Annotated in this window: 13 protein-coding genes; 6 read left to right on the top strand and 7 right to left on the bottom strand. The window is 73.0% G+C overall.

Going from position 1 to position 14,310, the window contains the following annotated elements; translation table 11 throughout:
* The first annotated feature begins 9 nt into the window (after nt 1-9).
* From CLV63_RS17435 to CLV63_RS17415, 5 genes are all read left to right on the top strand, one after another.
* Complete coding sequence (locus CLV63_RS17435; protein WP_106584196.1) at nt 10-819, top strand: replication-relaxation family protein; 810 nt, start codon at nt 10-12, stop codon at nt 817-819.
* An 18-nt stretch (nt 820-837) separates the two neighbouring features.
* Nucleotides 838-1,878 (top strand): C40 family peptidase, encoded by a 1,041-nt coding sequence (locus CLV63_RS17430; RefSeq protein ID WP_245928882.1) that lies wholly within the window; start codon nt 838-840, stop codon nt 1,876-1,878.
* 134 nt (nt 1,879-2,012) lie between these two features.
* Nucleotides 2,013-2,345, top strand: coding sequence for a histone-like nucleoid-structuring protein Lsr2 (locus tag CLV63_RS17425; protein WP_106584195.1), 333 nt, complete (start codon nt 2,013-2,015; stop codon nt 2,343-2,345).
* A 269-nt stretch (nt 2,346-2,614) separates the two neighbouring features.
* Nucleotides 2,615-3,475 carry an SAM-dependent methyltransferase gene (locus tag CLV63_RS17420; RefSeq protein WP_106584194.1) on the top strand — a complete coding sequence of 287 codons (861 nt, stop codon included), beginning with the start codon at nt 2,615-2,617 and terminating at the stop codon, nt 3,473-3,475.
* 8 nt (nt 3,476-3,483) lie between these two features.
* Nucleotides 3,484-3,948 (top strand): hypothetical protein, encoded by a 465-nt coding sequence (locus tag CLV63_RS17415; RefSeq protein ID WP_170134250.1) that lies wholly within the window; start codon nt 3,484-3,486, stop codon nt 3,946-3,948.
* Nucleotides 3,949-4,048: 100 nt separating this feature from the next.
* Here the strand turns inward: CLV63_RS17415 and CLV63_RS17410 are convergent, their stop codons facing one another.
* The 4 genes from CLV63_RS17410 to CLV63_RS17395 all read right to left on the bottom strand — a co-directional run bounded on the left by CLV63_RS17410 (nt 4,049) and on the right by CLV63_RS17395 (nt 9,037).
* Nucleotides 4,049-5,182: a DUF5954 family protein gene (locus CLV63_RS17410; protein ID WP_106584192.1), complete on the bottom strand. Its 1,134-nt coding sequence runs from the start codon at nt 5,180-5,182 to the stop codon at nt 4,049-4,051.
* Nucleotides 5,183-5,357: 175 nt separating this feature from the next.
* Entirely contained in the window at nt 5,358-7,019 is a 1,662-nt protein-coding gene (locus tag CLV63_RS17405; protein ID WP_106584191.1) for a hypothetical protein, read from the bottom strand.
* Between the two features lie 52 nt (nt 7,020-7,071).
* A complete protein-coding gene (locus CLV63_RS17400) occupies nt 7,072-8,142 on the bottom strand; it encodes a hypothetical protein (RefSeq protein WP_146165592.1) in 1,071 nt (356 codons plus the stop codon).
* A 130-nt stretch (nt 8,143-8,272) separates the two neighbouring features.
* A complete protein-coding gene (locus tag CLV63_RS17395) occupies nt 8,273-9,037 on the bottom strand; it encodes a hypothetical protein (RefSeq protein ID WP_106584189.1) in 765 nt (254 codons plus the stop codon).
* A 133-nt stretch (nt 9,038-9,170) separates the two neighbouring features.
* Between CLV63_RS17395 and CLV63_RS17390 the strand changes: the two genes are divergently transcribed.
* Entirely contained in the window at nt 9,171-9,638 is a 468-nt protein-coding gene (locus CLV63_RS17390; protein ID WP_106584188.1) for a hypothetical protein, read from the top strand.
* Nucleotides 9,639-9,838: 200 nt separating this feature from the next.
* Here the strand turns inward: CLV63_RS17390 and CLV63_RS17385 are convergent, their stop codons facing one another.
* The 3 genes from CLV63_RS17385 to CLV63_RS17375 all read right to left on the bottom strand — a co-directional run bounded on the left by CLV63_RS17385 (nt 9,839) and on the right by CLV63_RS17375 (nt 14,275).
* On the bottom strand, nt 9,839-11,197 hold the full coding sequence (locus CLV63_RS17385; protein WP_106584187.1) for a hypothetical protein: 1,359 nt from the start codon (nt 11,195-11,197) through the stop codon (nt 9,839-9,841).
* 1,017 nt (nt 11,198-12,214) lie between these two features.
* Nucleotides 12,215-13,345 carry a hypothetical protein gene (locus tag CLV63_RS17380; protein WP_146165591.1) on the bottom strand — a complete coding sequence of 377 codons (1,131 nt, stop codon included), beginning with the start codon at nt 13,343-13,345 and terminating at the stop codon, nt 12,215-12,217.
* Between the two features lie 300 nt (nt 13,346-13,645).
* Nucleotides 13,646-14,275 carry a 2'-5' RNA ligase family protein gene (locus CLV63_RS17375; protein WP_106584185.1) on the bottom strand — a complete coding sequence of 210 codons (630 nt, stop codon included), beginning with the start codon at nt 14,273-14,275 and terminating at the stop codon, nt 13,646-13,648.
* Nucleotides 14,276-14,310 lie beyond the last annotated feature (35 nt).

Genomic DNA, 14,310 nt, shown 5'->3' with positions numbered 1-14,310 from the left:
GGGAGCACCATGGCGCCCGCCGCCCGGGCCCGCACCGCACTGGCCTCCCGCCTCACCCCCCGCGACCGCGCGATCCTCGACGCCCTGCACACCCACCGCGTTCTGACCACCCACCACATCGCCGCCCTGTTCTATTCCGGCCACACCCGCCGCACCCGCACCCGGCTGGCCACCCTGCACGACCTGGGCGCCGTGGAGCGCTTCCGTCCCCACCGCACGTCCGGCTCGGCCCCCGTGCACTGGGTCCTCGCCCCGGCCGGCGCCCGCGCCCTGGCCGAGTACCGCGGCATTGACATCGCCGAACTGGGCTACCGGCCCGACCGGGCCCTGGCCATCGCCCACTCCTCCCGGCTGGCCCACACCACCGGGATCCTCGACGTCATGACCGTCTTCACCACCGCGGCCCGCAGCAGCCCCGGCGCGGCGGTGGAGACCTGGTGGGGCGAGGTGCGCTGCGCCCGCGAATGGGGCCGCCACGCCCGGCCTGATGCCTACACCCGTATCCACACCGGGACGGCCCGCATCGATCTGTTCATCGAATACGACACCGGGACCGAACCCCTGGAGCGGGTCGCCGCGAAGCTGCCGGGCTATGCGGCCCTGGCCGCGGCCACCGCGATCACCACCCCGGTGGCCGTCATCACCCGCGGCCACCAGCGCGAAGCCCACCTCGCCGAGGTCCTCACCGCCGCCACCACCGACCGCGTCCCGGTGTGGCTCTCCACCGCCGACCGGATCACCGGACCCGGCCCGGCCGCGCCCGTGTGGCGCCGCGCCGCCGCCCCCTCCCGCCACTCCTGGGACGCGCTGGCCGCCTGAGCAGAGGAGGGAGTCCCCGTGGGCAAGCTCGTCGCCGCCATCCTCGGGATCCTGTTCATCCCCGTCGTGTTCATCCCCGCCGCCGCCTCCACCCGGACCCAGGACCCCGCCCCCGCATCGGTCGAGGGCATCCCCCCGCGGCTGCTGGACGCTTACACCCGCGCCGCCGCCGCACTGGCCGGAATGGAGCCCCAGTGCACCGGGATGCGCTGGCAAGTCCTCGCCGGCATCGGCAAGATCGAATCGTCCCTGCTCGCCGGCCACGACATCGACGCCGCCGGCGACGTGTCCCCGCCGATGATCGGGCCACGCCTGGACGGCTCCGGCGTGGGCGGCAACACCACACCGCACCGCGACACCGACGGCGGGCGCTTCGACGGCGACACCGAATACGACCGGGCCGTCGGCCCCAACCAGCACCTCCCCAGCGGGTGGGACACCTTCGGCGCCGACGGCAACGGCGACGGTAAGAAGAACCCCCACAACGTCTACGACAGCGCGCTCGCCTCAGCCCGCGAACTCTGCCTCAGCGCCGGCAGCGGCGGCGTCGACTTCACCGACCGCGACCAGCTCGCCGACGCGCTGTTCCGCTACAACCGCAGCCATGACTACGTCACCGACGTGCTCGCCGCGATCAAGGAGTTCGACACCGCCCCCAGGACCCCCCGCGGCCCCGCGGGCAGCAGGGCCGGGGCCAAGGCCGCACGGTGGGCGCTGAAGCAGGTGGGCAAGCCCTACATCTGGGGCGGCACGGGCCCCACCGGGTTCGACTGCTCCGGGCTGACCATGAAGGCCTGGGCCGCGGCCGGGGTGGACCTTCCCCGGGTCACCACTGAGCAGTTCCGGGCAGGCCCACGCGTCAGCCTGAACGAGCTCCGGCCCGGGGACCTGCTGTTCTACGACACCGGCGGCCCCGGCGGCGCCCCCGCCCATATGACCATGTACGTCGGCGGAGGCGAAATGGTCAACGCCCCCAGCTCAGGAAAGAAGATCAGGGTCGACCCCGTGGACCACGCCTATTACGCACCCAAATTCATGGGGGCGGTCCGACCCGGCTGAAAACACCGATTCGGGCCCCGATAGGAATCCATTCGGCAACTCGATCGAGATTGACGGACGTCGGTTTGCCGGATTCGCTGAAATTACATTATGCTATTCAATGAACCAGGAACACTGATATTCGGGGGCTTCTAATGGCGCAGAAAGTTCAAATCCTGCTCGTCGACGACCTTGACGGGGGAGAGGCTGAGGAGACCGTCACGTTCGGCATCGACGGCTCCTCCTACGAGATCGACCTCAACACCCCCAACGCGAAGATGCTGCGCGAGGCACTCACTCCTTTCGTTGAAGCGGCACGAAAAGCGACCGGACCAAAGCGGTCGAACGGAAAGACCACAGGGCGCACGTCCGGCCGGGGCGAGAACGCCAGAATCCGTGATTGGGCCAAAGCAGCCGGAAAGTCGATCAACGAGCGTGGAAGGATCCCGCAGGCGGTCATGGACGAATACCGGGCGGCCAACGGCTGACGCTCTGCGCGGTGAGGGGGAGGCGGCACCGCCGCCTCCCCCTCACCATCGGTGGGACGATATGAGACGGGTCGACATGTTCGCGATGATAGAACGGGAGGGTGCACCTGTGCAGATGACGGCAAACACTTTGGTCGTGCGATTGCTGGGCTGCGCTTCGCTACGAGCGGGCGTTGACGGGAGCGGGTGAATACCCGCTTCGCCCTCTGCGAGCCCACTCCAGCGTTTAGGATGCGGGTCACGCCCCCAGTGGATTGAGGTGCCTTCCCATGGCTGAGAACGACGCCCCCGCACCCGCACCGTTCCCCCCGGAAATCGACGTGACCGTCGCCTCGGTCGCGCGCATGTACGACGTCGCGCTCGGCGGTAAGGACAACTTCGAGGCCGACCGTGCGGGTGCCGCAGCGCTTGAGGAACTCAACCCCGGAACCATCGCGCTGGCCCGCGCCAACCGGGCGTTCCTGAACCGGGGTGTGGAGTTCGTCGCCCGGGACCTCGGCATCACCCAGTTCCTCGACCTCGGCTCCGGGCTGCCCACGGCGCAGAACACCCACCAGATCGCCCAGGAGTTCTCCCCGACGTCGCGGGTCGTCTACATCGACATCGACCCCATCGTGCTGGTGCACGGCCGGGCGATCCTCGCCGACAACCCCTTCACCTCGGTCGACGTCGCCGACCTCACCAAGGTCGAGGAGGTCCTCGCCGCGCCCAACACCCGACGCCTGGTCGACCTCGATGAGCCGGTGTGTTTGATGCTGGTCTCCCTGGGCCACTGCCTGCCCGACGACCAGTTCACCGGTCTGATCGACCGCTACTTCGAGAACTTCGCGCCGGGCTCGGCGCTGGTGTACTCCCACATCGTCTCCGACGACCCCGCCTCGGCGCAGGCGTTCACCCGGCGCGTCCTCGACACGGGGGCCGCCTGGGGCCGGGTCCGCTCCCCGCAGGAGGCCGAGGCGGCGCTGGGCGGGCTGGAGATCGTCTCACCGGGCCTCGACGGATCGGAGCCCGCACGCCTGGTCGAGTGCTCCACATGGCGCAACCCGGGGATCGCACCGGCCAGCCGTCCGCCCGAGCCCGAGACCATGATCTGGGAGCACGCCGGGGTGGGCGTCAAACCGCGAGGATGAGGGCCCCGTTGACGGGCGTGCGCGCTGCGCTACCGGTGTGGGCGCGGGCGGGCCACGACGAGGCCGGCCTGCCCAGTTCGGTGGCCTACCTCCCACAGGCCGACCTCGCTCCCTGGACCCCCGATCAGCTCGGGTTCGGCACCGTGGCCCGCCTCCTGGCCGGGCAGCGCCTGCCCATGGCGCAGGGGATCGGTGCGGATCTGACCGTGAGGGACCGGCTGCGACTGATCACATTCACTCCTGCCTCCGGACAGGACCCCGACGCCGACACGGTGCACGCCGAATCGGTGCTCGACGTGGCCACGGGGGTATTCGACCGTCCGGCGCCGGCGGAGTGGAACGAGAAGGCCTTCGCCATGGGGTTCCTCGTGGTCGCCACCGGTCCCCGGGCGGTGGCGCGTGGCACCAGCGCCCTCAGGGGTTTCGCCAGGGCGCACCTGGCTGCGGTCGCGGTGGTCGCCTCCTCCCGCTGACGGGAGTGCGCATCGATGGTACGCAGGCGACCTCGCCCGAGGTGCGGGCTCCGGAGCGCAGCGCTGCGTGCAACCCGCCCGGTCCTCGCCTGCCGAGGATTCAGCGCCCGTTTTGGGCACCGGGGATGAACCGCGCTGTGTCCTTGCCGGGACGCGAGGGCGGAGCGTCGTCGTCGGGTCTGAGTAACCCCTGATCGGCGTCTTGCTCGTACTGCGCGGCCGGGGGCAGATACGGGTCGAAGTCGCTCTCCCGCGGGGACTCCAGCCCGTCGAACCCCTGGCGCACGACCCGGATCACGCGCACGAGGCGGTAGTCGCGGTCCAGCACGGTCACGGTGTCAGGAGTCGCTTTCTCGTAGTGCGCGAGTGCCCGGGCGCAGGCCTCGCGCTCGCGTACGGGGGCGGTGTTCCAGTCGTCGTCGCAGCTGCGGGCCTCCAGGTGGGCGCGCAGGGCGTTGCGGGCTGCTGCGGGGGTGGAGTGCTCTTCTCCGACCGGGCGCCATCCTGTCTCGGCCTCGCGTGTGAGGAGTTCGAAGCCGGGACGCAGCCTGATGAGGTCGGGGTGGGTTTCGTTGCGCACCAGGGCGTCCTCGGTGACCTCGGCTGGCACGGGGCCTCCCGCGGGGACCAGCCGACGCAGCATCGCCGTGAGCGCGGCGTCGTCGGCGCCTGCGGGGGCGTGGATGCTCAAGTCCTCGCCGCCGGCGGTGTGCGTGGCGTCCGGCCCGCGCGCCGCGGTGGAGTCGCTGCTGCGCGGCGGTTCGGGGACGCCGTCGATGAGGGGCACGTAGCGTTCGATGCGCACGATCCGGTAGCGCTGCCCCAGGACGACAAGCTCATCATGGGCTTCCCAGTCGAGCAGGTGGGCGGCCTCGCCGTACTCGCGCCGCCGCTCGTCCTCCTGCTCCTCGGCGCACTGTTTGAGGAAGAAACTGGCCAGGCAGTCGCGGCCGTCCTGCGGGCTGGTCCCGGCGGGGCCGCAGGCCACCCAGCGGCCGCCGCTCTCGCGGGCCGGCTGGAAGCGGGGGTAGAGGATCGCGAGGTCGCCACGGTATTCCGACGCGGTCGTCCCGGCCCGAGCGTCCGCTGGCGCAGGGTGCGCCGATTCCGTCGTGCCGGGATGCATGTTCTGCAAGTGCAGCTCGCGGACGAGCTCGGAGAACGGGTCGCCCGGGCCGGCCGCGGGGATGCTCCACGAGCAGTGCGGGCAGGTGAGGGTGTGCGCAGGGTCCATGAAGATGCTCCGGGTCGCGGTCGCTTGTCATCACCTCCTGCGGCACGCAGGACTGGTCCGAACAGAGAACCTTGAGCTGGGCCCGGATGGTGCTGGGGGCGGGGTGGGGCGCATCTCGGCGGATGCGCGGCTTGGGCATTTGGGGGCGCGGCGCGGTCCGGGCGGGGACGGTGTGTCAGGGCGGTTCCAGCAGCGCGGGCAGTGCCGTGGAGGGCAGGTCGGATGCGGTGAGCAGGCGGTGCATCCCGTGGTCGCGGGCCAGGCGGGCGACGGCCTCGCGCAGGCGGGTGTCGAGGTCGCTGGAGGGGACTTGGGCGAGGAGGAGGACGGCGGTGTCGATCCGGTGGCGTCCGGCGGCGCGGCCCAGGTCGGGGTGCTCGGCCAGGACCGCGCGTGCCGTGCCCGCGGGTGCATCGGGGAGCTGTTCCAGCGCCCCGGCCAGCGCGGCCAGCGGGTCGGCTCCGGTGCTCAGCATGTCGTCCAGTTCGGTGTGGAGCTGCTCGGCGGGTGCCGGGTCCTGGGGCCACACCGCTTCCGGGGCGGGGCACAAGTCCGGCGGGGGGAGGGTGATCGCGCGGGCGGCGGGCCGCCCGGCCCGCGGCGCCAGCGCGAGGGTGTAGGTGGGAACGATGTCGCCCCCGCCGGCGTGCAGGTGGACCCAGGACACGACCCCGGTCTCGGGCCCTTCGGCGGTGCTGGCGGTGACGAGGTCGCCGGGGGCCAGGAGGTCGCGGCCGCGGCCCAGGCCCAGCCGGCGGGGCAGCGGCGGGGGACCGGGCGCGGGGCGGGGCAGCCACGCCCACAGCTGCCCGCTTGTGGCGGTGGTCAAGTCCGCGGGCAGTTCCGGAGACCTCGGGTAGTTCGGGCCGGGCGCGTTCGCGATCGCCACGACCCGCCCGACGGCGAACTCCCCGTGGGCGAGTTGGCGCATGAGGTGGTAACCGTGCCAGGTGAGCAGTTCGGTCCAGTCACCCAACCGGGCGAGGTGCCCGCTGAAGGGCAGAACTCCCTCGAGTTTGCTGGGGCGCGGGGAGTGCAGAGCGTCGTGAGTGATCTGGTCCAGGCCGGCCGGGCCCAGCGCGGCGTCGGCGAGCTGAACGGTGTAGGCGGCGGTGAGACCGGCTCGGCCGGGTCGGTGGCGCAGGTGGGTGGCCAGGACCTGCACGGTTCGGCCGGGGGTGGTGGCCGGGTCCGCACCTCGGGTGCGTCCGTCGAGGTTGGTGGAGGCGTCGAGGTCGATAATGTCCCCAGGCGCGTAGAGCACAGACGGGTCATGGCGGATCACGCCGGAGCGCCCGATCGTGCAGTCCAGGGGTGTTGCGGGTCCGGGGTGGGCGACGGGCACGGCGATGTGCGCGCCCGCGATCGTCTTACGCAGCCGCTCCAGGTGGCAGAGTAGATCCCGGGTGTGCCGGACCAGTCTCCGCAGCTGCGGCCCGGTGAGTCGCTCGCGGTGGGACCACCGTTCAACGGTTTCGTACAGGTGCCCGATCTGGGTGCGTACGGCGCAGACGTGGTCGCTGGCGTGGCGGGGTCCCCGGCTCAAGGGCAGGGGGCCGGGATCGAAGGCCGTGAAGATGCGCCCGCGGTCGCGGCGGGGCGGCTCCAGGCGGGCGAGGATGCGCCGGGCGGCGTCCTGGCAGTGCCAGGGGCAGAACACGCTCGTGTCGGCGCGGGTCCAGTCGTTCTGCTGCTCGGCCGCGGCCCGGGCCGCCTCCCCCAGCGCGGCGGGCGCGAGCCCGCCGGGCAGGACCACGCGCAGCCGCTCCCCGCAGGCGTCGCAGACCACCTCCGCCCACGGGTGGGGGCCACCCGTCTCGGCCCCGACCATCCCCATTCCGCTCCACCTCTCCTGGGGTTCCCGCCGTCGCGCCCAGGGCCGGGGGGTGTCAGCCGCGCGCGGGGGCGGTGGAGTCCTCGCCTAGAAGCACGCGGGTGCGGCCCTCCGGCGTGTGCAGGACGACCTCACGCAAATCCTGCCACCGGGTCTGCGTGCTTCGCCGGCCCGGCGCGGCCTCGCGCCCAACAGCCGCGTCGGGCCAGCTGGACAATACCGCCAGCCACGCCTGGACCGGGACGTGCGGCTCGTTTGCGCCCTGGCAGGTGGCGGTGAAAAAGCTCCGGCGGGGCCAGGCGGGGTCGGGTTGGCGGGGTAGGCGGTGGCCCGTATTGGAGTGGACGCAGCGCAGACGGGTCGGCCCGGTCTGCACTGCGAGCATGGTGTGGCCCGTGGCGGCGGACTGCTCGGCCAACCAGATGTCGGTGGAGACGCCGGTGGGCGCCCGCGTGAGCAGGGCGGCCGAGCCCCAATCGTCCACGCTCCAGAAGTCCCACGGGCCCAGGCGATCGCGGTCGGCGTCGAGGACGACGTGGAACGTGATGTCACCGGGGTCGACGTCCAGCACGCACTGCACGTCGACCTCCACCTGCCAGGCTTCGCCGGGCCAGGGGGCGCGCGCCTGGTTGAACGGCTCGTTGCGCAAGACGACGGCATCCAGCGGATGCACGAGCGGCTGTTCCTGGACTCGGTGCCGGGCGGTCCGCGTCAGGAGGGTGTCGGCGTGCTCTTGCAGCGGGTGCGTCCCCAACGTGGGAGAGGCGCGGGTGACCAGGTCCCAGGCGCTGCGCACCCCGGCATCGCCGCCGGCACGGGGACCCACCGGGTACCCGGCCGCTGCCAAGGACTCCATCAGCCGCATTTCCAGGTCGCTGTCGGCCAGCAGCGCCTCCAGTTCCTCATCGTGGCCGCGGATGCGGTCGGGCGCTGCCAGGGCGCACAGCGCCACCAGGGACAGCAGGACATGGCTGTTATTGGAGAGATCGGCGAAGCTGAGGTCGGGCCAGCGGTGTCGGATCTGCTGCTGCGCCGTTTCGACCGCCAGCATCCACGCCGGGTCCGCGGAGCCGCGCACCGCGAAATGCATGGCGGGATTCCATTCCGGGGGGAAGCTGGTGCCCATCGCCGCCTCCCCGCTGCCTCGGTCGGATGCGATTGTCCCACGCAGGCCGCGGCGGGTCTCGCGCGTTGGTGCGGTGGCCCGGCGCAGACCCGGTTCGGGCCGATGCCCAGGGCGGGTCGCGTCGCCGGTCTCAGCCGCGACCGGGGTACCAGACCTGGTGGTCGGGCGCCACCGGCGCCAGGCGCTCGGCGACGAGGCCCGGGTCGACCTCGCCGGTCGCCACCAGCAGCTCGGCGACGCCGCGCACCACCGCCCAGACGTCGGGCGCCTCCAGCAGGACCGCGATGTCGCGCTCGGCCTGGCGCGGCCAGATGAGCCACCCCTCGACGGAGTTGACGTGCACCTCGGCGGTGACCGGCATGTGGAGGAGTACGTCGAGGCTGGCAAGCACCATCGGATCGTGGTAGCCCAGCTCTTTGGCGCGTTTCAAATACGCCTGCGCGGGCGCCATGCGGGCGGTGGACTGGAGGTGGGCGTCACTGCCGCCCAGCGCGCACCCCCCGGTGACCCCGTCTGCGCGGCCGAGGGAGACCCAGAGGCGTTTGACTTCGATCCCTGCCAGGGTCGCGACCGCGGCTTGCGCCGCCATGCCTGTCGCCTTGAGGTCCTCCCAATGCGGGTGGCTGATGTCCTCCCAGTACCGGGCCAGGGGATGGGGGGCGCTCGGGTGGTCGATGCGTTGCACGGCGGCGATCGCCTCCGCCAGCACCGGGCGGGCTCCGTCCTGCGCTGATTCCACAACGTGGGCGGTGAGACGGGTGCGCGGAGGGCCGTCGACGCGCAGCAGGTGCCCGGCGACAACGGTTCCATCCACCAGATGCAGGCGGGCCTCGCCCCCTTCGGCCTGCCGGAGGAGGGCCTCGATCTGCCGGGTCGCCTGCGGTGGTGTCGCCATCTGCACTCCTGGTCCGGGGGGTGTTCTACGGTATCGTCCGCAGGCGCCGACCGGGCGTGACCACGGTGCACGGGGCGGGAGCCATCCCTGTCGGGGCTGAGCGTGCTCGGGCGGTCCACGGCAGACTGGGCCTATGGCACAGGACGTGATGAGGGTTCTTCTCTGCGATGAGCCCGGGTGCGGGGCCGAGTTGGCGGCGCCCGCGTCGCGGATGGCGGAGAAGGCCCACGCGGCGGGCTGGCAGCACCGTCTGCTGCTGGGCGCGTGGGCTGGTGAGGACGATGGGTGGGAGGAGCGCACGGACCGTTGCCCGGACCATCCGGCGGTGCCCTACGAGGCGGGGCGGTGGCGGGTGCGCGGTGCCGCAGCCGAGCAGGCGGTGCTGGAGCAGGGGCTCCGCGCGCTACGGGACGCGTGGCCGGATGCGGCCGCCCTGTCGGTGATCGAGCCCGGCACCCAGCCGCCCGGTGACGCGTGGTGGCGGACCGAGGTCGAGGTCGGCACCCGGGCGCGGGCCGAGGATGCCGCCCGGATCCTGACCGAGGCCGGGGTGGCGGGGGTGAGCGCCAGCCCGGTGCGCCAGGCCAGCAGCCCGCGCTAGGGCGGAGCGAGCCTTGCCCCGGCGGGCGGGGTGCCGCCTTGCACCGAGGCGTTGCGCTCCCGATGGGTATGCGCAGGCCGGTGGCCCTGCGGCCGCGGTATTCCAGGACGGCGCGGGTGCGGGCGCGCGTCCGTGCCGCAGGAGCGGGCACCCTGCCTGGCGGCGGGGCACCCGCTCCCGACGGGCTGCGGCCGGTTTGCTCAGCTGGTTTCAGAGGGGGGCAGGACGCGGTCGAGGTAGTCGTTGCGCGCGGCCTCGGTGAGTTTGCCGTCCAGCGACAGCGCGGTCCTCAGCGAGCGCGCGGTCACCGCGCGGGGGATCTCCATCTCCCGTTCCGCTTGTCCGACGAGTTCGCCGATCATGTGCTGGGCGCGGCTGGGGTCGTGGCGCACGAGCCAGTCCAGCGTCTTGGCGATGGCGGGCGTGATCCCGTGGAAGCCCATGGCCCCCTCGGGATCGGTGCGTCGGCCGCGGGCGAACTCGCCCAGCAGGGCGTAGCGCAAGGTCGTTGCCAGGTCCCCGGTAGGGATGATGCGGTCCAGGCTCACGGCCACGTTCCATCCGAGTTCGTCGGCGACCTGGGCGACGGCGGGCTCGGTGCGGTGGCGCAGGGCCCAGCGCTTGCGCCGTTCGGGCCGTTCCCACAGCCAGGAGAAGAACATCTTGGCGAGCCTGCGCCGCAGGTCGGCCTGGCCGACCGGGAGCGAGAACGTGTCCTCGGCCTCGGCCACGGTGGCGGTCACGGTCTCCGGTGACCGTTGGCGCTGCTCGGCCCAGTCCGCAGCGACCGGGCGGGCCCACATGCTGCGCCCGTGGACGACGGATTGTTCCGGGGGGACGTCGCCTTCGCCGCGGGCGATGTAGGAGCGGAGGGTTGAGGCGCCGATGCCGCCGATCCGGGCCATCTCGGGGATCCCGACCAGGTGGTCGGCGGCCAGTTCGGGTGCGGAGAGCGTCACCACGCACGCCGCGAGCGGCGTCGCGGCGCCGCGTTGGGCGCGCAGGGACGCCCAGAGGGCGAGGTCGTCGCTGAAGCGGGTGGCGGGGGCGGCCTGGGGGTCCAGGTTGGTGATCTTGAGGAGGCGCCCCGCGGCGGCGTCGGCGGAGTCGTCGAGGAGGTCGGCGGCGGTGACGGTGACGGCGGCGCGGGCGGGGCGGTGGTCGTAGGCCTCGCTGGCGGCGTCGTAGACCTGGCCGGGCCGGTACCAGGTGGTGCCGTCCCACCAGTACCCGCCGGAGCGGTAGAGCAGGGGGCGGCCCCACCAGTCCATGTGGACGGCGGAGGCGTCGTCGTGGCGGTAGAGGAGCACGGTGGTGCCGTGGTCGGGGTGGTGGCGCAGGGCCCAGCCGAGGTCGTGGCGGAGGGGGTCGGTGGTGAAGGCCAGCCAGCCCTCGTCCTGTTCATCCCAGCGTCCCCACATGCCCTCGGCGACACCGCGGCCCACGGCCTCGACGGCGCGGGGGTCCTGGACGGGGATGTGGGCGTCGTCGACGAAGGGGATGCCGGGGACGGGGTGGTCGGTGCGGATGCCGTTGGCGACGGGGCGGAACGTGTGCATGAGGTGCTGTGCCCTTCCACGCGACTAGTGCTGTATTTATTTACAGCACTGGGAGTGTAACCCTCTACAGCGTCATGTAAACCTCGGCTCGTCCGGTTCCGCGGCGTGCCGCGGAACCGGGGGCCGGCATGCGGAGATCGAGGTATGCCGATCCGGGGCCGGACCGAGGAGGCCGCCCGGGTCCTGATCGAATCCGGGCAGGCGTGAGCGTTCGGCCCTGTCTCCGAGGCCGGCAGCCGGGAGGGCGTGGATCAGTGCGCGGGGGCCCAGGGTGGGATCGGCGTCCGACCCGGTGTAGGGGGCGCGGATGCGGCCCTCGGAATCGCGGCACAGGTGGGTCTGGATGACGTGCAGGCGGTGCGGGACGCTCCAGCGGCTCTCCGGGGTGTTGCCCGGTGCCAGCGCCCGCCCGCACGGGCCCGGCGCCGCCGAGTTCCAGGGAGCAGGCGGGGCGGGGAGCCGACGGAGCGGTGGTGATGGGCACGGCGAGCTGGGCGCCCTGAGTGCGGCGTGTCGGTGGGTCAGCAGGTCGCGGGTGCGGAGGGAGGGGGCGTGCTGGGCGTTGGTGAAGGTCTCCTCACCGAGCGCCGCCGGCTCGGGTGGGGTTGGAGGTCCTCGGCGAGCGCGGACAGCCCGGAGACGCACGCATCGGCAGCGCGGCGCGGCGAAGTCCTCAGGGGTGTGGCTGAGATGCTCGGCGTCCCATTCCGCATCGCCGGCGGCGAAGGCGGCGTTGCGGTTCGTGCTGGGGGCCTGGAGTCGGGCGAGGTGGCGGCGGGCGGCGTGGAGCCAGTGACGGTGGCAGTACACCGGCTCCTCGCCATCAACGGTGGCGGCCCGGTCGTTGTGGGTTTCAGCCGTGGTGATGGAGTTCCGCGGTCAGATCCAGGGAGTGGGTGGCGGCTGGCAGGGCCACGCGCAGCGGTGCGGTGCAGTCGGCGCAGGCCAGTTCGGCCCAGGGGCCGGGTGGAGGGGCGAGGGCCGCGGGGTGTTCCCGGGGCGGAGGGTGGGCGCTGGTCAGGGGCGGGGCGCGGTGGCGATGTCGGACAGGCGAAGGCGGGTGGACCCGGCAGGTCCGTGCAGGAGGAGGTCGCCGAGTTGCTCCCAGGTGCGCACGGGCACCTCTTCGGTGCGGGACGGGGGCGCGGTGTGGTCTCCGGCGGCGGCGCGCAGGGCCGAGCCGGGCCAGGCCGACAGGACCGCGGCCCAGATGTGGGTGGGCACCGCAGGCTCCTCGTCGTCGAGGGCGTCGAGGGCGTCGAGGGCGGTCACCGTGAAGAAGGTGTTGCGCGCCATCGCGTGCTGAGGGCTCAGCGGGGAGTACCAGTCGACGCTCTCGCGGTAGGCCGCATGCACGCAGCGCAGCCGGGCGGGCCCGATCTGGGCGGCGATCACCGTACCGGTCCAGGCTGCGCCTCGGCTGGCGAGCCAGACGTCGGTGCTGCCCGGGGGGCGCCGGGTGAGGATGGCGGCCGCGGTGTGGTAGCCGTGCGTTCGCTCGGCGGCCGGTTGGGGCTCCCAGGTGTCCAGGTCGATCACGATCGGGAGGGTGCGGGGGTGGTGCGGGGCGGTGTCGGGGGGGGGGGCGTAGGCCACCTCCGCGTGCCGGGGCCGGCCGGGGGCGGGCTCGGCCGCGCCGCAGAACGGGTCGTTGAGCAGGACGTGGTCCTCCAGGGGGCGCGTCAGCGGCGGGAACGGGCGCGCGAGGCGGCGCTGGATGGCCGGGGCGCGTAGGAGCGCGTCCGCGGTCTCCACGACCGGGCGCTCGGACAGGGCCGGGCGTGCCCGCCGGGCGTGGTCCACGGTGTCCCAGGCGCGGGCGATCGCCGTGTCCGCGCTGCCGTCGGCGTAGGGGCCGACGCGGTGCCCGGCGGCGGCCAGGCCGTCCACCAGGCGCATCTCCAGGTCGCTGTCGGCCAGCAGCGCCTCCAGTGCCTCATCGGTGCTGCTGGGGGCCGTGTAGCAGACCAGGGCCAACAGGGCCGCCAGTTCCAGTGGGGCCGTGCGTTCCGCGTGGACCTCGTTGTGCGTCCACTCGGACCAGTGCGTGAGCATCCACGCCCGGGCGGCCTCCACCGCGCGCACCCACCCCGGGTCGCGGGCACCATTGAGGAGGATGGCACCGCTTATGCCCCAGGAACCGCCCACAACCGGGTCTCCCACTGTTCGCGCTGGATCGGGCGCAGGCGGGGCGTTGCGCCCGCCACGGCCCATTCTGCCGAGGCCGTGCAATGCCCCGCGACCCCGAGCGCGGGCGAGTTGCCAGGCACTGCACGGCGCAGCGCGGTGCTCCTCGCCGCTGTGCTCATGTTCGGTGGGAGCCGCGCATGGTGATGCCTGCGGGACCGTGCCGGGCGCGCCGCCCCCGCGGTGCTGCTCGGGCGGTTCTGCGCCGCGCGGGCACCCGGAACGCTCCACAAGGCCGCGCGCAGCTGTGCCCGAAGCGGGTCATGCCAGGCTGATGCCGGCCAGTTCGTTCCACCGGTATTCGTGGGCGTCGGCGTCCTGGATCACCTCGACCAGGGCGAGGCGGGTGATGCGCAGCGGGGCGCGGGCGGGTCGTGAGCGGCGCAGGGCGCTGGCGACGTCGCCGGAGTCGCCGGCGGTGTGGCAGTAGCCGGTGGTGATGTGCGGGGCGCTCGGCTGGTAGGACACGGCGTCGGTGCCGAGGACCTCGCGGATCACCTGGGTGGCGGTGTCGGTGAGCGCCGCGAACGCCTCGTCGGCGTCCAGGTCCAGGACCGCGCCCGAGCCGCCGGCGCTGGGGGCGGCCACCGTCGTGAACGCCGGGGTGCCGGTGAAGGCGCCGGTGAACCGCTCGATCAGCGCGGCGCGACGGGGTGCGGTCAGGGGCGCCTGGCCGGGGGCGCCGACCATCTGCACGGTCGCGTGCAGCCACGCGGGCTGCACCGGGGCCACCATGTGCGTGAAGCGGTCGGTGAGGATGTCGCGGTGGCGCCGGACCAGGTTGGCGAAGGCGGCGTTCTCCTCCCGGTCCAGTTCGGGGAGGGCGTAGATGTGCGGGACGCGCTCTCCGGCGTTCCATCGGGTGGTGCCGCCGCCGATGAAGGGGCGCATGGGAATCTCCTGACGCTGTCGGGTGGGCCGGGCGG

Source organism: Murinocardiopsis flavida, from assembly GCF_003014485.1.
GTDB classification, from domain to species: Bacteria; Actinomycetota; Actinomycetes; order Streptosporangiales; family Streptosporangiaceae; genus Murinocardiopsis; species Murinocardiopsis flavida.
Note: the sequence above shows the minus strand (reverse complement) of the source record. Positions and strands in the feature narration are given on the sequence as shown.